The sequence below is a fragment of the Paenibacillus sp. ALE2 genome (genome assembly GCF_054113385.1).
On record NZ_CM134213.1, the window covers coordinates 1,472,501 to 1,497,141 of the forward strand.

2 protein-coding genes (1 of these 2 cut by a window edge) are annotated in these 24,641 nt (G+C 49.7%); one reads left to right on the forward strand and one right to left on the reverse strand.

The genetic code is table 11. The features are described from left to right. Positions 1 to 744, forward strand: partial view of an alpha/beta hydrolase gene (locus ACXHJ1_RS06330; protein ID WP_016818884.1) — the 3' portion only. 291 nt of this gene lie to the left of the window's left edge; the window shows 744 of its 1,035 coding nt (coding positions 292-1,035); the start codon falls outside the window, past its left edge; its stop codon occupies positions 742 to 744. A gap of 115 nt (positions 745 to 859) precedes the next feature. On the opposite strand, the gene ACXHJ1_RS06335 is transcribed toward ACXHJ1_RS06330, so the two are convergent. Further along, the gene (locus tag ACXHJ1_RS06335; RefSeq protein WP_457905804.1) at positions 860 to 24,589 is read right to left on the reverse strand and encodes a non-ribosomal peptide synthase/polyketide synthase; all 23,730 of its coding nucleotides are present in this window, start codon (positions 24,587 to 24,589) and stop codon (positions 860 to 862) included. Positions 24,590 to 24,641 lie beyond the last annotated feature (52 nt).

Consider the following 24,641-nt stretch of genomic DNA (forward strand, 5'->3'; position numbering starts at 1 on the left):
CGGGCAGGCTATGCATGGAGCGAAGAGGCAAATACTCCACGTACCGGCGAAAACATCGTTCGGGAGCTTCATACCGCTCTAAAAAATGCAGACATCCAAGCTCCATATATCCTTGTAGGCCATTCCCTCGGGGGGATGTACTCAAGACTCTATGCACAGACGTACAGAGACGAAGTCGCAGGATTGGTTCTGGTGGATGCTAGGCCTGAGAATGATGCCCGGCGGACAAATAAGATCTATGCCAAAGAACGGCCTAAGGTCAATCCCTCGCCGCTCATATCCATTCTCCTAGAAAGATCGGGGGCTTTTCGTCTGTTCCCCAACTTAATGCTAAACGGTCGGGTGGAGTATCGAGATAGAAAATCTTTCGTGAACATTGTTGCTTCCCCCAAGTACTTTCGCTCTGTTGCCGAGGAGGGTGATCTGGCGAGCACTACCGAAGATGCCATACGCGGCCAGCATTTGGGCAACCTCCCTGTACGCGTAATTGCCCGAGGCATTCAGCAAAATTTGACTCAGTTCGGTATAAGTAAGCGTGGAAATGATCAGATCGAACAAAGCTGGCAAATCGGGCAGCGCGAGATGCTCCACATCTCTAACAACAGCAAGCTTATTGTCGCCAAAAAGAGCGAACATATGATTATCCATGATCAACCTGAGCTCGTCATTCAAGTCATCCGTGATCTCATCTCCAATATCCATTATTCTCGGTCAACCATTGCTAAAACAAACACTGATCATTAAGGGCACTACTCTCTGCATGTTGCGGATTTCATAAAATAAAAAGGACGCCCGGGTCCCTCCTTTATAAAGGAACCCGGGCGTCTTTGTTGCTCACTACTATTCTGGTTGATTGATATTAGGACAAAATAGGCTTGTTTTTAGATGAGGCTTCTGCAATTTTACCAAGTATCTGTCTCAGTACTTTAGCATTCTCCCCAACAAAACCGGAATCAAGCAGCACATCGTGCGTTCCAATGACCCCGTATTCTTTGTATTGGCCAAGTGTTGCCTGTTGCCATAACAATTTATCTAATGATGTATCCGGACCAACACTATCATCCTCTGCAATCATAGCATGGATATTCGCATGAACTTCACCTGCGTTAATAAGCTCATCGCGGTAGCTGGAGTAAACCAACATTTTGTCCATGACTCGCTCCCTGTCGGCTGGATCGGCCAGGAATGCTTTGTACTGCTCCCTAATGCTGTCCAGCACCGTCTCGACAATCTCTTCAAGCTCCTCAGGTGTCGATTCATCCTTGGACATCTTTCTCATAGCATCTACCATAATAATGTCCCCAACATGGTAACCTCGGCTTTCCATGGCTTTAGCTACCTCAAAGGCAAGATTTCCTCCAAGTGAGTATCCCAAGAATATATATGGACCCTCTGCTTGAATATCTACGATGGCATCGATGTATCGATCCAACATATCTTGACCCTGGAAACGGTCGCCGATAAATTCCATCCCGTACACCTCGCAAAGCCCATCCAGCTCCTTGGCCATCTCATAGTACCCCAGAGAGTGACCTACCCGAGGAGGGAAGCAAAATACTTTAAGCGTTCCTTTCCCTGGGAAGTGGATAATTTCCATTTCTCGTTCATCGGCAGCAGTTGTTGCCTGCAGCTTGAAAATTTCATGCGCCATTTCTTCCACAGTCGGCAGATTAAATACGGCTTGAAGTGGGAGATGAACACCCATACTGGACGAGATCCTTTGGATCAAGCCCAATACTTTCAGGGAATGACCGCCAAGTTCGAAGAATTGATCCCTGATCCCGATTTCCTGTACTCCGAGCACCTCGGACCAAATCTTAGCAAGCTCTACTTCTGTCTGCGTACGCGGCGCGATATACTCGGCGGTGCTCCGCAGAAGTGTTTCCGGTGCCGGTAGCGCTTTTCGATCCAATTTGCCATTCGGATTCAGCGGCATTTGCCCCAACTGCACGAAAGCAGATGGAATCATGTAGCTTGGCAGCTCGCTGGCCAGTGCCTCGCGTAGTACGCCCGCTGCGAGCGCCTCCTCGGCCACAAAGTATGCACAAAGCTGAGTACTTCCGCTGGAGTCAGCCAGTGCTAGAACAACCGCTTCCTGCACCGATGGTACCTTCAGAATTTGTGCTTCCACTTCTCCCAGCTCAATGCGGTAACCACGGATTTTTACCTGGTGATCAATCCGTCCCAAGTACTCAATATTCCCGTCAGGCAACCACCGAGCCAAATCGCCCGTTCGGTAAATCCGTTCACCCGACTTGTACGGATGAGGAATGAACTTCTCTGCCGTCAGTTCCGGCTGATTGAAGTACCCTCTCGCTACCCCTTCACCTGCAATGCAGAGTTCCCCCGGCACACCTACTGGTGATACCTGAGAAGCGCTGTCCATCATCCATACTTGGACGTTAGCGTACGGTTTGCCGATAGGCACATGCGTTAGAGTCGCATTCTCAGGACTCGTTGTATATCGAGTCGCATATACAGCAGCTTCCGTAGGACCGTAGATGTTCTCCAGTACTGCATAAGGAGACACTTTATAGTACTCTTCCACAAGTTTGGCAGGCAGCGTCTCGCCGCAGGCAAACAGATATTTCAGAGTAAGGAATCCTTGGGTACTGCTTTCCTTCAAATATTGAACGAGCACGCTGAGCATCGAAGGTACCAAATTAAGATGCGTGATTCGGTTCGCATCCACAGCCTCCAGCAGTGCCACCGGATCTTTGTCCACGCCCGGTGGAAGGATCACGAGCGTCCCCTGTCCAAAGAACCAACAGAACAGCTCTGGCACGGAGAAGTCAAAGGTGAATGTCGTTTTGAGCAGGAATCGGTCACCTGCCAACATCGGATATTCAGCTTCCAACTGACTCAGTGTATGGACGGCGGAGCGATGCTCAATCATTACACCTTTCGGCTTGCCGGTTGAACCCGACGTGTAAATGATATACGCCAGATGTTCTGGTCCTGCAATTGGCTCCAGATTGGAGTCATCCGCATGATACGCCTGCGGATCATCCAGTGCCAGGATCGTGCCAGTGAATGGGAAACGATCCTTGAGATGGCTCTTCGTCAGCAGAAGCTTCGCTCCCGAATCCTCCAGCATGTGGTGAATACGATCCTCAGGGAATTCCGGATCAATCGGAACATAAGCGCCGCCCGCTTTTAGAATGGCATGGATACCTATGATCATCTCAAGCGAACGCTCGACCATGATGCCGACTGGCTGATCTGGTCTGACCCCTTGCGCGCGGAGCGTACGTGCGAGGCGGTTGGCCTGCTGATGAAGTTCTCCGTAGGTAAGCTCCGTTTCGCCGAAAATAAGTGCTGTATGATCCGGTGTGAGTGCAGCTTTTTCCTCAAATATGCCGTGAAGGGGCTTCTCACGCGGATAAGGAGCTGCTGTGTCTCCCCATACCTCTATAATTTGTGATCTCTCTTCTGGCGTTATCAGCTCCAGCTCATCAATACGGATAGCAGGTTGTACAGATACGCTTGTCAGAATTTTCGTCAAGTGCCCTTGAATCCGTTCCACGCTCTCCCGGTCATAGACACGGGCATTATAACGATACAAGAACTCCAGACTACGTCCCGGCAGCACAATGAGGTTAAAATCATAATTTGTCTGTTCAAACATCTGAACATCCGTAATTTTGTATTCAGCCTCATCATTGGCAATTTTCTCTTCCAGATGCTCTTCTACCGGGTAATTCTCAAATACCATTATATGGGAAATCAAATCTTGCTTTTGTTCGCTCTGTGCCTGAATCTCATAGAGCGGATAGGAATCATAAGCATGCCCAGCCAAATATAATTCCTGCTGTCTCTTCATCACATGAGAGAACGTTTCGCTTCCTTCGGCCTGAACTCGAACTGGAACTGTATTAATGAAGAGACCGATCATGCTTTCGATGCCTGGAATCTCGGCAGGTCTCCCCGAAACCACACTTCCGAAGACGACATCCTGACTTCTATTGTAGCGTTGCAATACGATTCCCCAAGCAGCTTGCATCAGCGTGTTCATCGTCACTTGATGCTGTTTGGCCACTTGTTCCAAGCGCTCAGTCAAATCCGCATCCAACGTGAATACCAGCTTCTCCGACACGTAGGCTTCTGCTTTTGCCGATGGCTGTGTGATGGCCTGTGGCAGCTTCGTCTGCTGCTCGTAGCCTTCCAGATACCCTCTCCAGTAGGAGGATGCCTCTTCCTCGCCTTGTTTCTCTAACCATTGAATGTACTGGCTGTACGATGCTGCTACAGGAAGTTTAGGCTCCCTTTGCTCACGCAGAGCTCCGTACGTTTCAAACACTTCCTGGAGCACAAGAGGCATACACCAGCCATCCAAAATGATGTGATGAGAGCTCCACAACAGATGGTAGTGCTCTTTTGCAGTACGTAGAATAGCAACACGCAGCAAGGCTTCATTCGTCAGATCAAAACCTCTTGCTTTGTCCTGATCCATATAAGCTGCAAGACGCGTTTCCATTTCGCCCGGTTCCAGCTCATGCAATTCCTCGTATACGAAATCGCATGCTCTTTCTTTGAACACAATCTGTATAGGGAAGTCGCCCCATCCAGCATGGAAATTCGTTCTCAGTATGGCATGCCGTTTCATCAGATGCTGTAAGCTGCGTTTGAAATCCTCAGGATAGAATACTCCCTGAATTTCAAATGTGGCCTGCTCAAAGTAGACCTCTGAATGAGGCTCCAGCAAGCTGTGGAACAGCATTCCCTTTTGCATCGGTGTCAGTTTATACACATTTTCAATGCTACCGATGTGCCGTGTCTGCTCTTCCAGCTCCTCGATTTCCTCCAAGCTGATATCGTTGAGGAGTACATCGCTTGGTGTAAGCTCGGTTCTATCCTTGCGTGCACAGTGTCCAATGACTTCACTGAGACGTTCCTTCAAGATACCGGCAAACTTTTCTACCGAATCCACATGGAATTGTTGATGGTTATAGCTGACCGAAAGCTGAAGCTGTCCTTCGGTAATCAGTCCATTAATATTCAAGGCCTGATGCTGCACCATCTCCTCACTGACCTCAGACCCTGCCGAGTAAGGGGACACCTCCATCGTTCCTTCTGCAAGATCCTGGTCAAACTGCCCCAGGTAGTTGAAGGTAATCTCCGGTTCTGCCGAGAAGGAGGAGCCAGTGGATACGTCACTCAAATATTTCAAAATACCATATCCTACACCTTTGTTCGGGATACGACGCAGGCCTTCCTTAATACGCTTGATTCTGGCGCCGATCTCCATTTCGCCTCCCATCTCAAGGGCGACAGGATACTGACTTGTAAACCAGCCTATTGTGCGAGTGATATCTAATTCCGGTACAACAGGCTCCCGTCCATGTCCTTCGAGCACGATGCCTACACGTTCGATCCCTGTCCACTCGTGAACAGCCATACCTAGGGCCGTCAAGAGCAGATCGTTAACTTCCGTATTGTAAGCGCGATTCGCCTCTTTCAGGAACTGCTCTGTCTCTTCTGGCGACCATGTTACCGTAACAGCCTCGGTGTCTTTTATGAGAAGAGCGCCGTCTACCTTGTCTTTTGGAAGAAGGGCAAATCCCTCTCCTTCTACCTCTGCCCAAAAACTACGTTCTTGTTCAGCCGCCGGGCTGTTGGCATATTGCGTAATCCCATCAACCCATGCCCGGTACGAATCTGTCTTTTGTGGGAGCTTGACCGCTTCTCCACGTGCTGCTTGTTCGTAGCCTTCCTGCAAGTCCTCAAAGAGAATACGCCAGGATACGCCATCCACAGCCAAATGATGAATAACGATCAACAAATGTTCGCCTTCCGCACAGCGGAACAAACCTAGTCTAAAGAGAGGCCCATCCTCCAGAGAGATGCTGCGCTGAATGGCTTCTGCACCAGCTTCTATTGCCAAAGCCGGGTCTTTTTCATCCTGCAAATCGTGGATTTGGAGGCTATACAGCTCACCTTCGCCCAAACTGCGGTTCCACGCTTCTACTCCGTGCTCTCCTTGGCGGAATACCAGTCGCAGCGCATCATGGTGTTCTGCAATTTTTTGAATAACCTTGGCGAGCGCATCGGTATTAAAGCCTTCGCGTCGGTACAGCATGACCGACTGATTAAAGTGATGTAGATCCTTTGACTGCTCTTCGAAAAATCTGCGCTGGGCAGGTCCCAGTTTTACCGTTCCGTGTACCTCGCCCTGATCTGCAATTCGGCTGACTGCGCTAACACGCTGAGCCAGTTCCGCAATTGTTGGATAGCTGAATAAATTCTTCATTTCCAGTTTGTAGCCTGCGTGGAGAAGTCTTGATGAAACCTGAATCGATTTGATCGAGTCGCCTCCAAGTTCAAAGAAATTATCATGTATGCCAACAAGCGGTACGCCGAGCACACCTTGCCAAATCGAAGCCAAAATATTCTCCACATCCGTCCGCGGAGCAGCAAAGGCGGCTCCTGCTTTCACACCCAAGTTTGGTTCAGGCAGTGCCTTACGATCCAGCTTGCCATTTGGTGTCAAAGGCATTACGTCCATTTGGACAAAGTAAGACGGAATCATATATGCAGGCAGCTCGGCAGACAGTTCATTTCTCAGCTCGCTGACAGACATTTCCCGATCAGCTACAAAGTAAGCACATAGAGACTTCTGTCCTTTGGCGTCTGCCCACGCAACAACGAGAGCTTCCTCCACAAGTGGCATATCCAGCAACTTGGCCTCAATCTCACCAAGCTCAATACGATAGCCCCGTATTTTAACTTGATGGTCAATACGCCCAATGTACTCAATGTCTCCATTAGGAAGGCGACGAGCCAAATCTCCGGTCCGATACATATTTCCTTCCGCAGCGAACGGATCCCTAATGAATTTTTCTGCGGTAAGATCCGGACGATTCAGGTATCCACGGGCTACTCCGTCCCCGGCGATGTACATTTCGCCCTCCACACCTAACGGTACAAGACGAAGCTGTTCATCCAGGATATGAATGTATATGTTGTCGGACGGCAATCCAATCGGTACAGATTCCCGTGTATCCTTCGCAGGATCGTACAGGTGAATCATGCAGCCAACGACGGTTTCGGTTGGGCCGTATTCATTGTAAATTTTGATGTTGCCGCCAAAGAGATCGGTAATCGTTTTGGACAAATGAGTGGTCAGATTCTCTCCACCCACAATAAGCTGCTGAATACGACTCTCCGCTGGAATGGTCATGTCTTTTATGAGACTGAGATGCGTCGGCGTCAGCTTGAGAATATCGACCGCATTTTCGCGCAAAATATGCTGAACGACCTCTGCCTTATCTATACCATCATAAATCCGTACTATTCCTCCGTTTATTAACGGAGTAAACATTGATGTCATCGTCAAGTCAAACGAAATGGATGAGTACAGCGGGAAGTTCGTTGGTTGCCCTGCACAATAGACCTTATTGGCCCACCAGATGTAGTTCACGATCCCTTTATGGTTAATCATGGTTCCCTTCGGATTCCCTGTTGTACCTGAGGTATAGATTAAATACACTAGGTCGTTTCCTCTTACAGGAATATTAGGATTATCCACTCCGGTTCCGTAGATGTGCGGAGAATCCAATTCCATAACCATTCCCTCAAAGGAGGCCAGCTTCGTCAGGTGGCTCTGTGTGAGCAGAATCTCAGCGCCGGAGTCCTTCAGAATATACTGAATCCGCTCCTGCGGATATTCAGGATCAATAGGTACATAGGCTCCGCCCGCTTTGAGTACACCCATGATGGCAACCAGCAGTTCCACTGACCGATCCGCCAACAGACCCACTACTTGTTCACTCCGCAGTCCCTGGTCTATCAAGGTCGAAGCCAGTCTGTTCGCCCGCTCGTTCAACTCCCGATACGTGATCTGGATATCGCCGCTTACTGCTGCGATCTTATCTGGCGTACGGACAACCTGTTCCTCAAACAAGGTATGCAGACCCTGATCACTTGGATAGGCATGAGCCTTGCCACCCCAGTCAAGCAGCTTCGTCCGTTCCTCCGGTGTTACAATCTCCAGCTCCTGTATCGTCGCTTGCGGACGAGTAGCTACCTGATCGAGCATTTGCAACAAATGTCCTCCGATTCGCGCAATGCTTTCTTGCTCATAGACCGAAGCGTTGTAGCGAATGCAGACCTTAATGTCCTTGCCTGGAATGACAACGAGGTTAAAGTCATAGTTGGTTTGCTCAAACATGGCGAAGTTGGCGACTTCGAGATTGTCCTCTGTGTGATTACCCGACTGTTCTACCTGTTCGTCGAGCGGATAATTTTCAAAGATCATAATATGAGAAATCAGGTCTTGCTTTTGGCTTGTTTTCCCCTGAATCTCATACAGCGGATAGGTGTCGTAGGCACGACCAGCCAACGAATGTGCCTGTGTACGTTTCATCACCTCGACAAAGGCCTCGTCTTTGGATGACTGTACGCGGATAGGTACTGTATTAATAAACAGACCCACCATATTCTCGATCCCTGCAATCTCAGCAGGTCTACCTGATACAACGCCACCGAAAACAACATCCGAGCTGGCATTGTAATGTTGGAGAATCAGGCCCCAGGCTGTCTGCATGAGTGTGTTGACGGTCACATGATTGCGCTTCGCGACAACATCCATTTTATGGGTCAAGGATGCGCCCAAATGGAGAACATGCTCATTCAGAACGTAACCCTCTACTTTAGCTTGAGATTTCGTTTTAGCTTCCGGCAATACGGTATTGCCGTCATAGTCTTCGAGATATTGGCTCCAATATGTTGAAGACTCTTGATCATCCTGTGCATCAAGCCATTCTATATAACGGCTATAGGGCTGAGCCGGCGGCAGTACAGGCTGTATTTGCTGACGCAGGGCAGAATAATAATCGAACAGCTCCTGTGTAATAATCGGGATGCACCAGCCATCCATGACAATATGATGGAAGCTCCACAATACAAGGTGGCTTTGTTCTTTTTGCATGACAGTCACTCGCATCAGCGGATCTTCTGACAAGCTGAATCCCTTAGCCATATCTTCAGTAGTATAAGCCTGAATTTGGGCTTCTTGCTCCTGCAACGTACCGGCACGCAAATCTACGTAGTTCAGAGGGATTGGCCGTTGCTTAAAGACAACTTGCAGCGGTACATCAGTGATATTGTTGTAAAAGCCGGTACGCAATATGGCATGTCGTTGCGCCAAAGCCTGGAAGCTCTCGAAGAAGATATCTACATCGAAGCTGCCACGTAGCTCAAACGTTGCCTGCTCAAAGTATGAAGAGGAGTCCGGCTCCAGCAAGCTGTGGAAGAGCATGCCCTTCTGCATTGCCGTTAGCTTGTACACATCCTCAATCTCTCCAATATGGGCCGTTTGGGCTGTGAGTCGATCAAGCTGCTCCAGGGTCAGTCCTTGGAACAGAACATCACTCGGCGTAAGCTGCGAACGCTCCTGAGTCGCACAATGCTGGATGACCTCGCTAAGACTTGACTGTAATAATTCAGCAAAATGACTTACCGTCTCCTTACGGTACTGCCTGTTGCTGTACGTAATCGTCAGTGATAGCTGGCCTTCGGCAATCATGCCATTCACATCCAGAGCATATTGCTGTGGTGTGTGATCACTGAGCGCCTTACCGACTGAATGTGTAGACAGGCTAAGAGCATTGCCTTCCAAATCCTGATCAAACTGTCCAAGGTAGTTGAAGGAAACCTCCGGTTCTACGCTGAATCGAGTACCTTTTTCCGGTGCCATATACTTCAGCAGACCGTAGCCGATGCCTTTGTGCGGAACTTCTCGCAAATTCTCCTTGATGCGCTTGATTTGGGCAGATACTTCCTGCCCACCTTGCAGGTTCAGCAGAACAGGATATTGGGTGGTGAACCAGCCCACGGTGCGGGTAATATCCAGATCTGGTACGATCATTTCCCGGCCATGCCCTTCAAGGTTAACCAAAATCTGTTCCATGCCTGTCCAGCGCTGAATAGCTGCTCCCAGCGCAGTCAAGAGCAAATCATTCGTCTCCGTATGATAAGCCCGGTTTGCTTGTCGCAACAGCAGGTCTGTTTCTTCAGCAGACCACGTTACCGTGACCGACTCGGTATCCCGAATGGTGCCCGGTTCCTGATCCTCATCCTTTGGCAGTGGAGCCAGCATCGTCTCCTCAATCTGCTGCCAGTATGAACGTTCCTCGTCCAGGGCAGGGCCTGCTGCATACTTCACCGCTTGCTCGGACCATACAAGATACGAATCGGTCTTTTGCGGAAGAACAATCGCTTTTCCATTCAATGCCTGCTCGTATCCTGTTGCAATGTCTTCAAACAGGATGCGCCAGGATACGCCGTCAACCAAGAGGTGATGAATGACAATCAACAAATGATCGCCATCATTACAATGGAACAAGCCTAGCTTGAACAGAGGGCCGTCTTCCAAGAGGAAGCTTGCCTGGATGGCATCGGCCTGCGCTTGAACAGCAGCTGCCTGGTTTTCTACCTGTCTCATATCGGCGATGTCCAATGTGTAGAATTCGCCTTCGTCAATTCCCCGATTCCAAGCTGCATATCCAGCTTCTGTAGACCGGAAAACCATACGTAGCGCGTCATGATGAATCGCAACTTGGTCCATTGTCAACCGGAGTGCAGCCTCATCAAAGCCGTCTTTCCGATGGAGCATGACAGCATGATTGTAATGATGTGGCTCCACTGTGTGACGTTCAAAGAACCAGCGCTGAATTGGCATTAACTCCGCTGCACCTTTGATTTCACCCTGCTCTGCTGTGCGTCCGGCTACTTGAAGATACGGGCTTAGCTCAGCAATTGTCGGATATTTGAAGAGATCCTTCATCTCTAATTTATATCCTAATTGGAACAATCTAGAGGACATCTGAATCGCCTTGATGGAGTCACCACCCAGATCGAAGAAGTGATCATGGATGCCGACCTGCTGTGCTCCTAACACACCTTGCCATACAGAAGCCAAAGCTTCCTCAGCTGCGTTCCTCGGCGCTTCATAAACCGCTCCAGTCTGCACATTGGTCTCAGGAGCTGGAAGTGCTTTGCGATCCAGCTTACCATTTGGTGTCAACGGCATCTGTTCCAATTGCATGAAGTAAGACGGAATCATATAAGCCGGCAGTTCAGCAGCCAAGGCTTTTCTCAATTCGCCTACTGTCAGCATCTGATCGGCAGTGAAATAGCCCACCAGTACTTTTTGTCCACTTCCATCCTCCCGGGCAAGCACAACGGCCTCCCTCACAGACGGAGCATGGAGCAACTTCGCCTCCACTTCTCCCAGTTCGATACGGTAACCCCGGATTTTAACCTGATGGTCAATCCGTCCCAAATACTCCATGCTGCCATCCGGCAACCAGCGTGCCAAGTCACCTGAGCGGTACATGCGCTCGCCCGCTTCAAACGGATGAGCTACAAACTTCTCTGCCGTCAATTCCGGTCGGTTCAGGTAGCCACGCGCCAGGCCTTCGCCCGCCACATAGAGTTCACCCGGAATGCCAATCGGTTGTGGACGGCGTTGTTCATCCAGAATGTACGCACGTAGTGTCGGAATCGGGATACCGATATTGCTGCGGCCCTGTTCAATTTCCAGTTCCGTAATTTCCTTATACGTTACATGCACGGTCGTTTCCGTGATGCCATACATGTTGATGAGCTGTACTTGCGGATATTTCGCTCTCCAGTCCTTGAGCAAGGCCGGGCTTAATGCCTCCCCGCCGAAGATAATCATGCGAAGACTCAATTCTGCCGCGCGATGACTAAGTTCTTCTTGTAGTAACTGATAGAAGTATGTTGGCGTCTGGTTCAACACGGTAACCTTCTGGTCCTTAAGCAACTGCAAGAAGCGCTCTGGGCTCTTCGCAGTAAGCGATGGAACGATGACCAGACGACCTCCGTTCAGCAATGCCCCGTACATCTCCCATACGGAGAAGTCGAAACAGAATGAATGGAACAGCGTCCACGTATCCTGAGGACCGAAATCAAACATATTTTTATCATTAAAGAGCAAGCGGACTACATTTTTGTGCTCGATCAGCGTTCCCTTTGGCTTGCCTGTCGTACCCGATGTGTAGATAACGTAGGCAAGATGATTCGGTCCAGCCGTAGGCTCCAGATTTGAGACATCTTCCTTGTAGGAAGCCGCCTCGTCCAGATTAACGATGTCCCCGGTGAAGGAGATACGTGTCTCCAGATGCGCTTGTGTCAGCAGCAGCTTGGCTCCCGAATCCTCAAGCATAAAGCGAATGCGGTCCTCTGGATATTCAGGGTCGACAGGGACATAAGCCCCGCCTGCCTTCAAGATGGCCAAAATCCCAACGACCATTTCAAGGGAACGATCCGCCATGATTCCAACCAAACCGTCTGGTTGCAGACCACGCTCGCGGAGCGTTCTGGCAAGTCCATTGGCCCGCTCATTCAGCTCGCTATAGGACAAGGTTGCCTCTTCACATACGACCGCTACTGCATCCGGATTACGGACAGCCTGTTCCTCGAACAGTGCATGAATCGTTTGGTCACGAGGATAATCTGCTTTGGCTTCGTCTGCATCTTTCATCAGCATCGACTTTTCCTGCGGTGTCACGATATCAAGGGATGACAACGACAATCCCGGATTGGCGATAGCTTCCTGAATAAGCTGTACAAAGTGGCCTGCCATCCGCTCAGCGGTCTCCCGCTTGTAGATTGCAGTCGCGTATTCCAACGTGCAGTTCAATGCCCCATCCGCTTCACTCACTGTCAGCGTGAGGTCGAACTTGGCAGCAGGATGGCCCTGATCGTAAGGAGTGAAACGCAATCCCTCTATTTCTTGTTCTCCCTGCTCGATATTTTGCAGAACAAACATAGTATCAAATAGTGGGTTACGACTCAGGTCACGCTGAAGCTCCAGCTTCTCTACCAGCTCCTCGAACGGATAATCCTGGTTTTCATAGGCCCGCAGTGCTGTTTCCTTCACTTCCTTCAAGTAAGCCTCGAAAGACTTTTCGCCCTCTGGATAAGTACGCAGTGCCACTGTGCCTACGAACATACCGATAAGGCCCTCGAGTGTGGCATGGGATCTTCCCGCCACTGGTGAACCGACAATGACATCTTCCTGCCCCGTGTACTTGTGCAAGAGCGTCGTATAGGCTGCCAGCAGCACCATGAACAGCGTAGAACCTGTTCGGGTAGCCAGCTCCTGGAGTGAAGCGCTCAGAGAAGCATCAATCTGGAAGTCAATCCGATCTCCCGCAAAGCTTCGTACCGCAGGACGAACTTCATCTACTGGCAAATCCAGCACTGGCAAGCTTCCGCGGAATGCATCCAGCCAGTAAGCTTCCTGGGCTTTTAGACGTTCGCTTCCGAGCTGCTCTTGCTGCCATACCGCATAGTCTGTGTACTGGATCTGCAACGCAGGCAATACGTCCTCTTCTTGGTAGAAGTGAAGGAACTCTTCTATGAGAATATTCATAGAAACCCCATCCGAGACAATATGATGCATATCGAACAACAGTAAATGGCGCTCGTGTGCAATTCGAATGAGACCTACCCGCAGCAATGGTGCTTCGCCAAGGTCAAAAGGATGAACAAACTGCTGAAGGGCAGCTTCTGCCTCTGTCTCGCTCAACTCCGCATATTCCACCGTAAACGGAACATCCGGTAGGATCTGCTGTACAGGTTCACCGTTAACAGTCACAAAACGGGTGCGCAGTGAACCATGACGATGAATCAGACGACGGAATGCCTGCTCCAGTCGTTCCCGATTCAGGGCTCCCTCAACCGTAAGAATACCTGGCATATTGTAGCTCAGCTCTCCGCCTTCCAGCTGGCTAAGGATAAACAGCCGTTTTTGGGCTGAGGACAATGGGTAGTGCTCTCGCGCTCCCGCTGTAGGAATTTCTTCAAAATTCAGCGGTGTATAGCCCTCAATGGCACGAGCCAAGCCTTCAATGGTAGGCGACTCAAACACTTCTCTTAGGCTAATCTCACGGTTCATCTCCTTACGAATTCGTGAGACTAGCAGAGCTGCACGCAGTGAATGGCCTCCAAAATGGAAGAAATTATCCTTTACTCCCGCGCTCTCTACACCCAGCACCTCTTGCCAGATTTCGGCTAATTGAATTTCTACAGGTGTCTGTGGAGCCTCAGATGAAGCAACTGCCCATCCTTGCTCACCCTGCAGCGCTTTTCGATCTATTTTTCCGTTCGACGTCAGAGGCATGCCCTCCAGTTGTACGAAGCGGGAAGGGATCATATATCCAGGTAACATCTCCGACAGAACTGCCCGGAGCTCCGATACCTCAAGCTTCTGAGCAGCTACAAAGTAAGCGACTAGATCTTTGTAGCCCTCCTCACTTTCCACAGCCAAGGCCACGACTTCCTGAACGAACGGCACTCTGAGCATGTGTGCTTCGACCTCGCCCAGCTCGATCCGATAGCCACGAATTTTGACTTGGTGATCTATCCGACCTAAGTACTCGATAGTTCCATCTGGTAACCAACGAACCAAATCACCCGTCCGATACATACGCTCTCCTGGAGTAAACGGATTGTCCACGAACTTCTCATCCATTAACGCAGGCTGGTTATGATAGCCCCGGGCTAACCCGATACCTGAAATGCATAGCTCTCCAGCTACGCCGACAGGCAGCACTCTGAAATGGTCATCCAAGATATACACACGATGGTTAGCAATGGGTTGTCCAATGGACACCCGTTCCATCGTTTCTTCACTGTCCGGGACAGTCCACATTGTGGTGCATACAGAATCCTCTGTTGGGCCATAGCCATTGAAGTACTGTACGTGCTTCCTCCATTTTTCGATCAACTCGACCGATGTGGCCGATCCGGCGGTTAGCAGGCATCGCAGTGCTGGCAGGCGCTCCGGCTCAAGGTGAATAATGTAAGCTGGTGGCAGAGTCGCTATCGTAATTGCCTTGCTGTTCATGAACTGCTCGAACAGGGCATGATCTAAAATATCTTGCGTAGAAGGAATGCATAGAGTAGCCCCGTGGCTCAGTGCCGTTATAATCTCGGAAACCGATGCATCGAACGACAGACTTGCAAACTGAACGATCCGATCCTGCGGTGTAACTTCGAAGAGTCCCCGATATACGTCCGACAGATTTCGTAGTCCGCGGTGTTCCACTAATACGCCCTTAGGCTGACCCGTCGTGCCCGAAGTATAGATCACGTAAGCCAGATCATCAGAGCCGGCCGTATCCTTCAAATTCGAAGTGTCGGCATCATAGGTCGACAGTTCATCCAGCAACAGGACATTTCCCGTCCAGCCTATAGGCTCCAGCAGATGAGCTTGGGCAAGGATCATCTTCGTCCCCGAATCTTCGAGCATGTAGTTGATTCGCTCTTTCGGATACTCTGGATCCATTGGAACGTAGGCGCCCCCGGCTTTCATAATGCCGTACATCCCAACGATCATATCCGTTGACCGTTCAACAAGCAGCCCCACCAGGTCTCCCGTCTTGATTCCCTCAGCACGCAGTCTTCTCGCCAATCCATTGGCTTTTGCGTTCAGCTCGGCATAGGTCAGCATCTCGTTCTCAAACAGAATGGCAGTCGCGTCCGGCGTTCGAGCTGCCTGTTCCTCCAACAGCCCGTGAAACGTGGTACGGTGTTTGGAGCTGGCTTCCGTTTCTCCCCATACGCTCAGAATCTGTTCTCTCTCCTGCGGCGTAACCAATTCCAGAGCATCCACGGAAATTGCAGGATTCTCCACAATTTGTTCCATGAGGTGGAACAAGTGACCCTTGATTTGTTCAATCGTGGCTGAATCATAGACGAGCGCATTGTATTGGAACAACAATCTCATCTCTTTGCCCGGTAGAACAATTAAGTTAAAATCGTAATTCGTTTGTTCAAGAAGCTCCGCTTCCTCAATCTCAAAGGCAGCCTCGCCATCTCCTAGACGCTCTACTTCCTCTTCCACAGGATAATTCTCAAATACCATAATATGTGAGATTAGATCCTGCTTTTGGTCCGTCTGAGCCTGAATTTCAAACAACGGGTAGGTGTCATACATATGAGAAGCCATATATTGCTCCTGCTGTTGCTTCATCAGGACTGTGAAGGGGAGATGTTCTTCCGTCTTCACACGAACTGGAATTGTATTAATGAACAAACCGATCATCCGGTCAATTCCCGGAATTTCAGCCGGTCTGCCTGACACTACACTTCCGTATACAACATCCCGACTACCGTTATAGCGTTGAAGCGCAACGCCCCAGATGGACTGCAGCAATATATTCATCGTGACATGAGCATCTCTGGCCACCTTTTCCAGACGTTCAGTCAATTCCCTGCTGACAGGATAGTTCAGCTTTTCTGCTACATAGCCTTCTCCTTTGACTGCTCCACCGACTTGAGGTAAAAGCGTCTGTTGCTCATAACCGGCCAGATATCGGCTCCAATAGTCGGCCGCAGCTGCTTCATCCTGCTGTTCCAGCCATTCAATATATCGGCTATACGGCTGGACCTCTGCCAGCTGAGGCTCTCTTCCTTCCAGGAGGGCAAAATAGTGTTTAAACACCTCCTGTGTAATTAATGGAACACACCATCCATCCATGACGATGTGGTGGAAGCTCCACAAGAGACGGAAGCTCTCTTCATCTGTTTGCAAAATCGATACACGGAGAAGCTCATCTTCAGCCAGGTTGAAGCCCTGTGCTTTGTCCTCAGCGGCAAATGTCTTTAGATAAGCTTCACGCTGCGGTGCATTCATCTCACGCAGGTCTTCATACACCAGTTTGGCGCCTCTGTGCCGAAATACGACTTGTAAAGGCTCACTGCCCCAACCACTGTAGAAGTTCGTGCGCAGAATGGCATGACGCTCCACCACTGCATCCAGACTATGTCCGAAAGCGGTCGGATCAAAACTACCCTTAAAGTCAAAGGCAGCCTGCTCAAAATAAGCACCTGTATGCGGCTCGAACATATCATGAAACAGCATGCCCTTCTGCATCGGCGTCAGGCTGTATACATTCTCAATATCGCCTATGTGGCTGGTCTGCTTAGAAAGCTCCTCCAGATCAGCAATGCTCAGCCCCTTGGCAAGCACATCGCTTGGTGTCAATACAGTTCTTTCCTGGGTTACACAATGCTGAAGAAGCTGCCGTAGGCTTTCTTCAATATATCCAGCGAGCTGTTTCATTGTAGATGACTTATACTGTTTTCCGTTATAACTCATCGTCAGAGTCAAGGCTCCGTCTGTCACCATGCCATTAATATCTAGCGTATAGGCTGGCTCTCCCAACAGGCTTTGCGGGCTTCCGGTCGGATAAGGAGAAACCTGCAACGAGCTTCCTTGCAAATCCTGATCAAACTGCCCCAGATAGTTAAAAGAAATCTCAGGCTGCAAGCTGAAACTGTCTGCGTCCTCCTGACTCGCCATCGTTTTGAGCAACCCATATCCGATACCTTTATTCGGAATACGGCGCAGCTCTTCCTTCACTGATTTGATTAAGGCTGACAACTCAAGATCATTTCCCAAGTCTAAAATGACTGGGTATTGGCTTGTAAACCAGCCAACAGTACGGGTAATATCGATATTCGATATAATCGGCTCACGACCGTGCCCCTCAAGATTCACAGCGATCTTACCAATACCAGACCATTTGGATACCGCCATGCCTAGAGCAGTCAATAGCAGATCGTTCGTCTCCGTTTGGTAAGCACGATGGGCTTTTCTCAGCAGTTGATCGGTTTCTTCTACCGTCCATTGTGCTGTCACCACTTCGCTATCCTGCAATGAAAGGCTTTCCACAGCCTCATCCTTCGGCAACTGCTCGAGTGGCTGATCCCCAAGCTTGCTCCAATACGCCCGATGCACCTCGATTTCTGGTCCTTCCGAATAACGGGCAATAGCGTCTCCCCAATCACGGAAGGAATCCGTTTTCTGCGGAAATGTCAGTGCTTGTCCTTGGATCACCTGTTCATAGCCTGCTGCGAAGTCCTCGAACAAAATCCGCCAGGATACTCCGTCCACCACTAAATGATGGATCACGATCAGAAGGTGGTCTCCATCCTGACAATGGAAAAGCCCTAACTTCATCAGTGGACCTTCTGCCAGATTGATGCTGCGCTGGATGTCGTCCGACAGCGTTGTAATGGCTGCAACCGGATTAGATTCGCTCCGTAAATCAGCAGTGATCAGGCTATACAGCTCTCCTTCTCCAAGATCACGGTTCCAAGCTTCGTAGTCATGCTCGGTCTGCCGAAAAACCATGCGAAGGGCGTCATGGTGCTCAGCCAATTTTCTCAGCACATGATGCAAGGCCTTTTCCTCAAATCCCTGTTCACGATACAGCATGACCGCTTGATTGAAGTGATGAGGCTCTGCCTGTTTCCGCCCAAAGAACCACTGTTGGACTGGAGTCAAGCGAGCCGCTCCGCGCACAACTCCCTGTTCAGCCATATGCACAGCCGTTTGTATTTCTGCACCTAGCTCGGCAATGGTCGGGGACTTGAACAGTTGCTTCATCTCTAACCGATAGCCAGCCTGCAGCAACCGTGACGACACCTGAATGGCCTTGATGGAATCTCCGCCCAATTCAAAGAAATTGTCATGGATACCCACCTGTTCGGCACCCAGCACCCCTTGCCAGACAGACGCCAAAGCTTCCTCAGCCGGTGTACGAGGAGCTGTATACTTCCGTCCCGTATGCGCACCTACTTGCGGAGCTGGCAGAGACCTGCGGTCTACTTTTCCGTTTGACGTTAATGGCATACGATCCATCTGGATAAAGTAGGATGGCATCATATAGCCCGGAAGTACCTGCGATAGAGCAAGGCGTACTTCGCCTGCCGTGAGTGTACGATCTGCCACATAATAAGCGCAAAGCTGCTTCTCTCCAAGCTCATCCGCGCGAACGACGACTACGGCTTCAACTACTGACTCCACCTTGGCTAATTGAGCCTCGATTTCGGGGAGTTCGATACGGTAACCGCGTATTTTGACCTGCTCATCAATTCTTCCCTTAAACTCCAGGTTCCCATCTGGAAGCCAGCGAACCAAATCACCAGTTCGGTAGCAGCGTTCCCCTTCCTTAACAGGACTAGGGACAAATTTTTCTGCTGTGAGGTCAGGACGATTGAGGTATCCGCGCGCTACACCTTCACCGCCGACAATCAGCTCGCCCCAAGCACCAATGGGCTGTAATTGCAGCGATCCATTGACTACATAAGCGGTCGAGTTACTAATCGGGCGCCCAATCGGCACGCCCCCTTCAACACGACCCGGAATCTTGTAGGTGGTGGAGAAGGTCGTATTCTCTGTCGGACCATAGCCATTGATAGGGACAAGATCAGGATTAGCCTCAATGACACGGTTTATATGAGATATGGACAGTACGTCACCACCTACCAGCAATGCTTTCAGTCCTCTGAACAGGTACTCGTCCTGCAGTGAAAGCTGATTGAAAAGCGGTGAAGTAAGCCACATGGTCGTAATTCCGTATTTGGCAATAGCTGCTTTGAGCCGATCGGCAATCAGGATATCGTCGTTCTCCACGAAATAAAGCTGTCCGCCGTTAAGCAACGCTCCCCATATCTCAAAGGTCGAGGCATCGAAGGCCACGGCTCCTGTCTGCAAAATTCGCGTGGATTCGTTCAGCTCCACATAATTGGTTTCTTTGACCAGACGGACCACGTTCCGATGTTCAACCATAACGCCCTTCGGTCTACCTGTCGTACCCGAGGTATAGATCACATAAGCGAGTCCCTGTGGTCCCTGAACTGTCTCCTCAGCTTGGACAGGATCAGACGCATAAGCCTCTTCACTGCTGAGGTCAACAATCGGTATACCATAGTCTACATTTATAAGCTCGCCCTTTTGTACCAGTAGTAGCTTGGCATCGGAATCTTCGAGCATATAACGAACCCGATCTTCTGGGTAATCAGGATCGATTGGCACATAGGCTCCACCAGCCTGAAGCACGGCGAGCATACCAACCACCATCTCGATACTCCGTCCGCCCATAATAGCCACCGGTTGCTCCCTTAGCGTCCCCAAACGACGCAGTGTTTGGGCCAAGCGGCTCGCCTTGTCTTCCAACTCAAGGTATGTTAACCGGACATCGCCGAATACCAACGCCGTCTGCTCCGGTGTATGCTTGACTTGTTCCGCGAACAATTCATGAATGGTCTTATCCCTTGGATAAGGAGTAGCTGTCGCGTTGAATACTTCAATGATCTGTACTTTCTCCTCCGGTGTGATCATTTCAATTTCGGCCAATTGCAACTGAGGATTGGCCGCGACTGCATGCAGAACCCGAAGCAAGTGGGTTGCAAGTCGCTCTACAGTTTCCCGCCGATACAAAGCTGTACTATATTCGAGGCCAAAGGCTAGTTCAGCGCCCTTCTCCTCTACATTAAGGGACAGGTCAAATTTGGCTGTGACGGTGTCCATCGGGTAAGGAGTAAAGTGCACACCATCCATGTCTTGCTCTTCCTGCTCCGTATTTTGCAATACCAACAGGGTGTCAAAGAGCGGATTGCGGCTGACATCACGTCCTACGCCCAGTTTTTCGACCAATTTCTCAAAAGGGTAATCCTGATGCTCGAACGCCTTGAGCGCTGTTTCCTTGACTTCCAGAAGATAATCCTGAAAGGTTTTTTCTCCTGCCGGGTAGCTGCGCAAAGCCAGTGTATTGACAAACATACCAATGATGCCCTCAAGCTCCGCTTGTGGTCTGCCGGCTACTGGAGAACCTACGACGATGTCCTTCTGCCCTGTATATTTGTGCAGCAGCACCGAATAAGCGGCCAGCAATACCATATACAGTGTAGTACCTGTACGGGATGCAAGCTCTTGTATCGCCTTATTGCCAGACTCGTCCAATGTAAAATCAATACGGCTACCCTCGAAGCTCCGAACCGAAGGGCGCTGGAAGTCCGTAGGCAAATCCAATACCGGCAACTCTCCTTCAAAGGTTTGCAGCCAATACGCTTCAAGGTCTTGCCATTCTCTTTCCGACTGTTCCCGTTGCCATACCGCATAATCCTTGTATTGAATATGCAGTTCTGGTAGTTGTTCTCCTTGATATAATTGCGTGAGTTCCTCCACTAGTATTTGAATGGAAACCCCATCTGAAATGATGTGGTGCATATCAAACAGCAACAGATGACGCTCCTCCTGCAGCTTCACTAAGCTAACACGAAGCAATGGAGCCTGGCTCAGATCAAAGGCACGGGTAAAGCTGTGAATGAGCGTATCCGTCTCCTCCGCTGAAGCCTCTGTATAGCCCAACGTGAACGGAACATCCTTATGCACATGCTGAACAAGCTCTCCATCCTGCATATAAAAGCCGGTTCTCAGCGATTCATGGCGCTGGATCAGTGCCTTGAACGCAGACTCCAGCCGCACGCGATCCAACGGTCCGTCCACGGTGAAGGCACCTGGCATATTGTAGCTGAGCTCTCCCCCATCCATCTGTCTCAGCACGTATAACCGCTTTTGCGCTGAGGACACTGGGTATGCTTCGCTTTCTTCAGCCTGTGGAATGGACTCGTACACGGTTGGAATGCGTTCCTTCACCAGTCGCGCCAGGGATTCAACCGTAGGCGATTGAAATACTTCACGCAGCGAAATGCTGCATCCCAGCTCTTTGCGAATCCGCGTAACGAGCAATGTTGCCCGCAAAGAGTGACCACCGATCTCAAAGAAATTATCGTGGACGCCAACGCGGGCGGCTCCCAGGATATCCTGCCAAATAAGCACCAGTTGTGCTTCCACTGCAGTTCTTGGAGCCAGATAATCCTCGCCGGATTGTACGCTACCCTCAGGAGCCGGCAACGCGCGGCGATCCAGCTTGCCATTAGGTGTAAGCGGCATTTGCTCCAACCGAACAAAATAAGAGGGAATCATGTAAGCTGGTAATTCCGTTGCCAGCTGAGACCGCAATTCCCCTGGCGAAAGATCGCTGGAGGCTACATAGTAGGCGCACAGCAATTTTTGTCCCTGTTCGTCGTCCCGGGCGAGGACAATCGTTTCCCGTACGCCCGGAGCTTTGAGAATTTGGGCTTCGACCTCGCCCAGCTCAATTCGGTAGCCGCGAATTTTGACCTGATGATCGATCCGGCCCAAATATTCAATATTGCCGTCAGGCAACCAGCGAGCCAGGTCCCCAGTTCGGTACAGGCGTTCTCCCGCTCGATACGGATGTTCTACAAATTTCTCAGCCGTCAAATCTGGCCGGTTCAAATACCCACGGGCAAGACCATCCCCCGCAATGTATAGCTCTCCCGGAACCCCGACAGGCTGCAAGCGTCTGTGCTCATCAAAAATATAAGCGCTAAGCGTTGGAATGGTTCTACCAATATTGCTTTTGCCTGCTTCTATCTCATGTTCTGTGATTTCCTTGTAAGTGACATGAACCGTCGTTTCCGTAATTCCGTACATATTAATCAGCTGCACATCAGGATACTTTGCCCGCCAGTTTTTCAGAAGAGATGGGCTCAAAGCCTCTCCGCCAAAAATAATTTTTCTAAGGCTAAGTTCTGTGGACGATTGTGCCAATTCTTCCTGTATCACCTGATAAAAATATGTCGGCGTTTGGTTTAAAATGGTGACTCGATTGTCCTTCAACAGCTCTAAGAAAGCTGCCGGACTCTTAGCTGTAAGGGATGGGACAATTACCAGTTTTCCTCCGTAAAGAAGCGCCCCATACATCTCCCAAACAGAGAAATCGAAGCAGAACGAATGGAATAGAGTCCATGTATCCTGGGAACTGAAATCAAATAAATTGTTATCGTTAAAGAGCAGACGAACTACATTTTTGTGCTCGATCAGCGTTCCCTTCGGCTTGCCAGTTGTACCCGATGTGTAGATAACATAGGCCAAATGGTTCGGTCCCGAAATGCTCTCCAGATTAGAAGCATCTCCTGTATACGTTGCCGCTTCGTCCAAACTCACAAGCTTTCCGTCAAGAGTGGTACTCTCCCATAGATGGCTTTGGGTGAGCAATAGACGGACTCCCGAATCCTCTAGCATGTAACGAATGCGTTCTTCAGGATATTCAGGATCAATTGGCACATAGGCCCCTCCTGCCTTCAAAACCGCCAACATGCCGACGACCATATCTAGGGAACGATCCGCCATAATCCCCACGAGTACATCTGCACCAACGCCTTCGGTGCGCAAATATCTCGCAAGCTGGTTAGCCTGCTCATTTAGAGCTAGGTATGTAATGCTCTGCTCGCCCATCTGAACAGCTACGTGGTCTGGCGTGCGCTCAGCTTGTTCCTCGAATAAGCCATGAATGGTCTTATCACGCGGGTAATCCACTACATCGCCTTCCGAAAGAGCCAGAATGGATTGCTCTTCTGCTTCTCCCAATAGATTTACTTCTGCAATGGAAAGCTGCGGTGTATGAATGATCTGCTCGGCGATCGTAAGCAGTTGGGACACCATGTCCGTTACTTCACTGCGTTCGAACAGCTCTGTCCGATAATCGATATCCAGTACAAGCTCGCCTTCATCCAAGATTTCCACGATATGAAGCACGAAATCATTCACTTCATCGCCGCAAAAATCATAATCCGTCAAAATGCGCACGTCATCCAAGTCAACCCAGTTGATAAGGCGGTATTCCATGGAAACACCAAAAAGCCGCTGAATATCCTTGTTGCCGTGCATTTCTCTAAGATCCTGAATTAACTGATTGTATGGATATTTCTGATGCCGCAAGACTGACATTTGGTCCCTGGCTACTTCCTGCAGGAAGCTTAACACCTCTACATCCTTGTCAACGTATGTTCTGGCGGCAGCCGTGCTGACAAACATACCGATCTTTTGCTTCTCTTTCTTGTTCCCCCGGTTAGCGAACGAGGTACCGATCACCACATCTGGCTGATTCGTCACTTTGTGTATGTAGATATACATCGCACCCATGAAGAATTGGAACAGAGAAATCCTGTTTTGTTGGCAAAATGCCTGTAGCTCGTTATATAGCGTCTCCGGCACAGTAAAATGTTCTCGAACAGCTTGGGTACTTAGCGATAACGGGTTATATGACTTCCAGCCTGTGAGTTCAGGCAAATCGGAGAATTTATCCAGCCAGTATGCCTTATCCTTTTGGTACCTGTCAGAAAGCTCATATGCGTTCTCATCTGCAATATATTCAATATAAGAGCAATCATCGCTCAGCTTAGGTTCATTTCCTTGAATTAAATCCATATAAAAGGCTGTCAGTTGATTTCCATAAACCACCATAGAGATCCCGTCAGAAATAATATGGTGCATTTTGATATTAATCCAATACTCTTCCTCACTAATCTTCACAATCAAAAACTGGAAGAGTTCAGAGTCCAGCAATGGCAAAGGTTTGCTTTTGTGCTGCTCAAGTAAGGCTTCCACCTCGGAAATACTATCGATATGAGTAAGATCCAAGCACTCCAACTGTCTTTCTTCATAAGGAACGACATACTGCTGGGGGACTCCATCCACTGAAGTAATACGAATGCGGAACGCATCATACTGTTTGATAATCAAATTGATGGACTGCATGAAGGCAGCGATATTGATGTGACCCTTCATCTTGGCTGTACCGGATAGCTGTGACACGGATGTATCTGGATAGAGTAATTCGGTATACCATATACGCTTTTGCGCATTCGTTAAATCAAATAACTGCATGTTATTCATCTCATTTCACTCCTATTTCCGTGATGTGAATATCCTCCCGCTGCACTTGGCA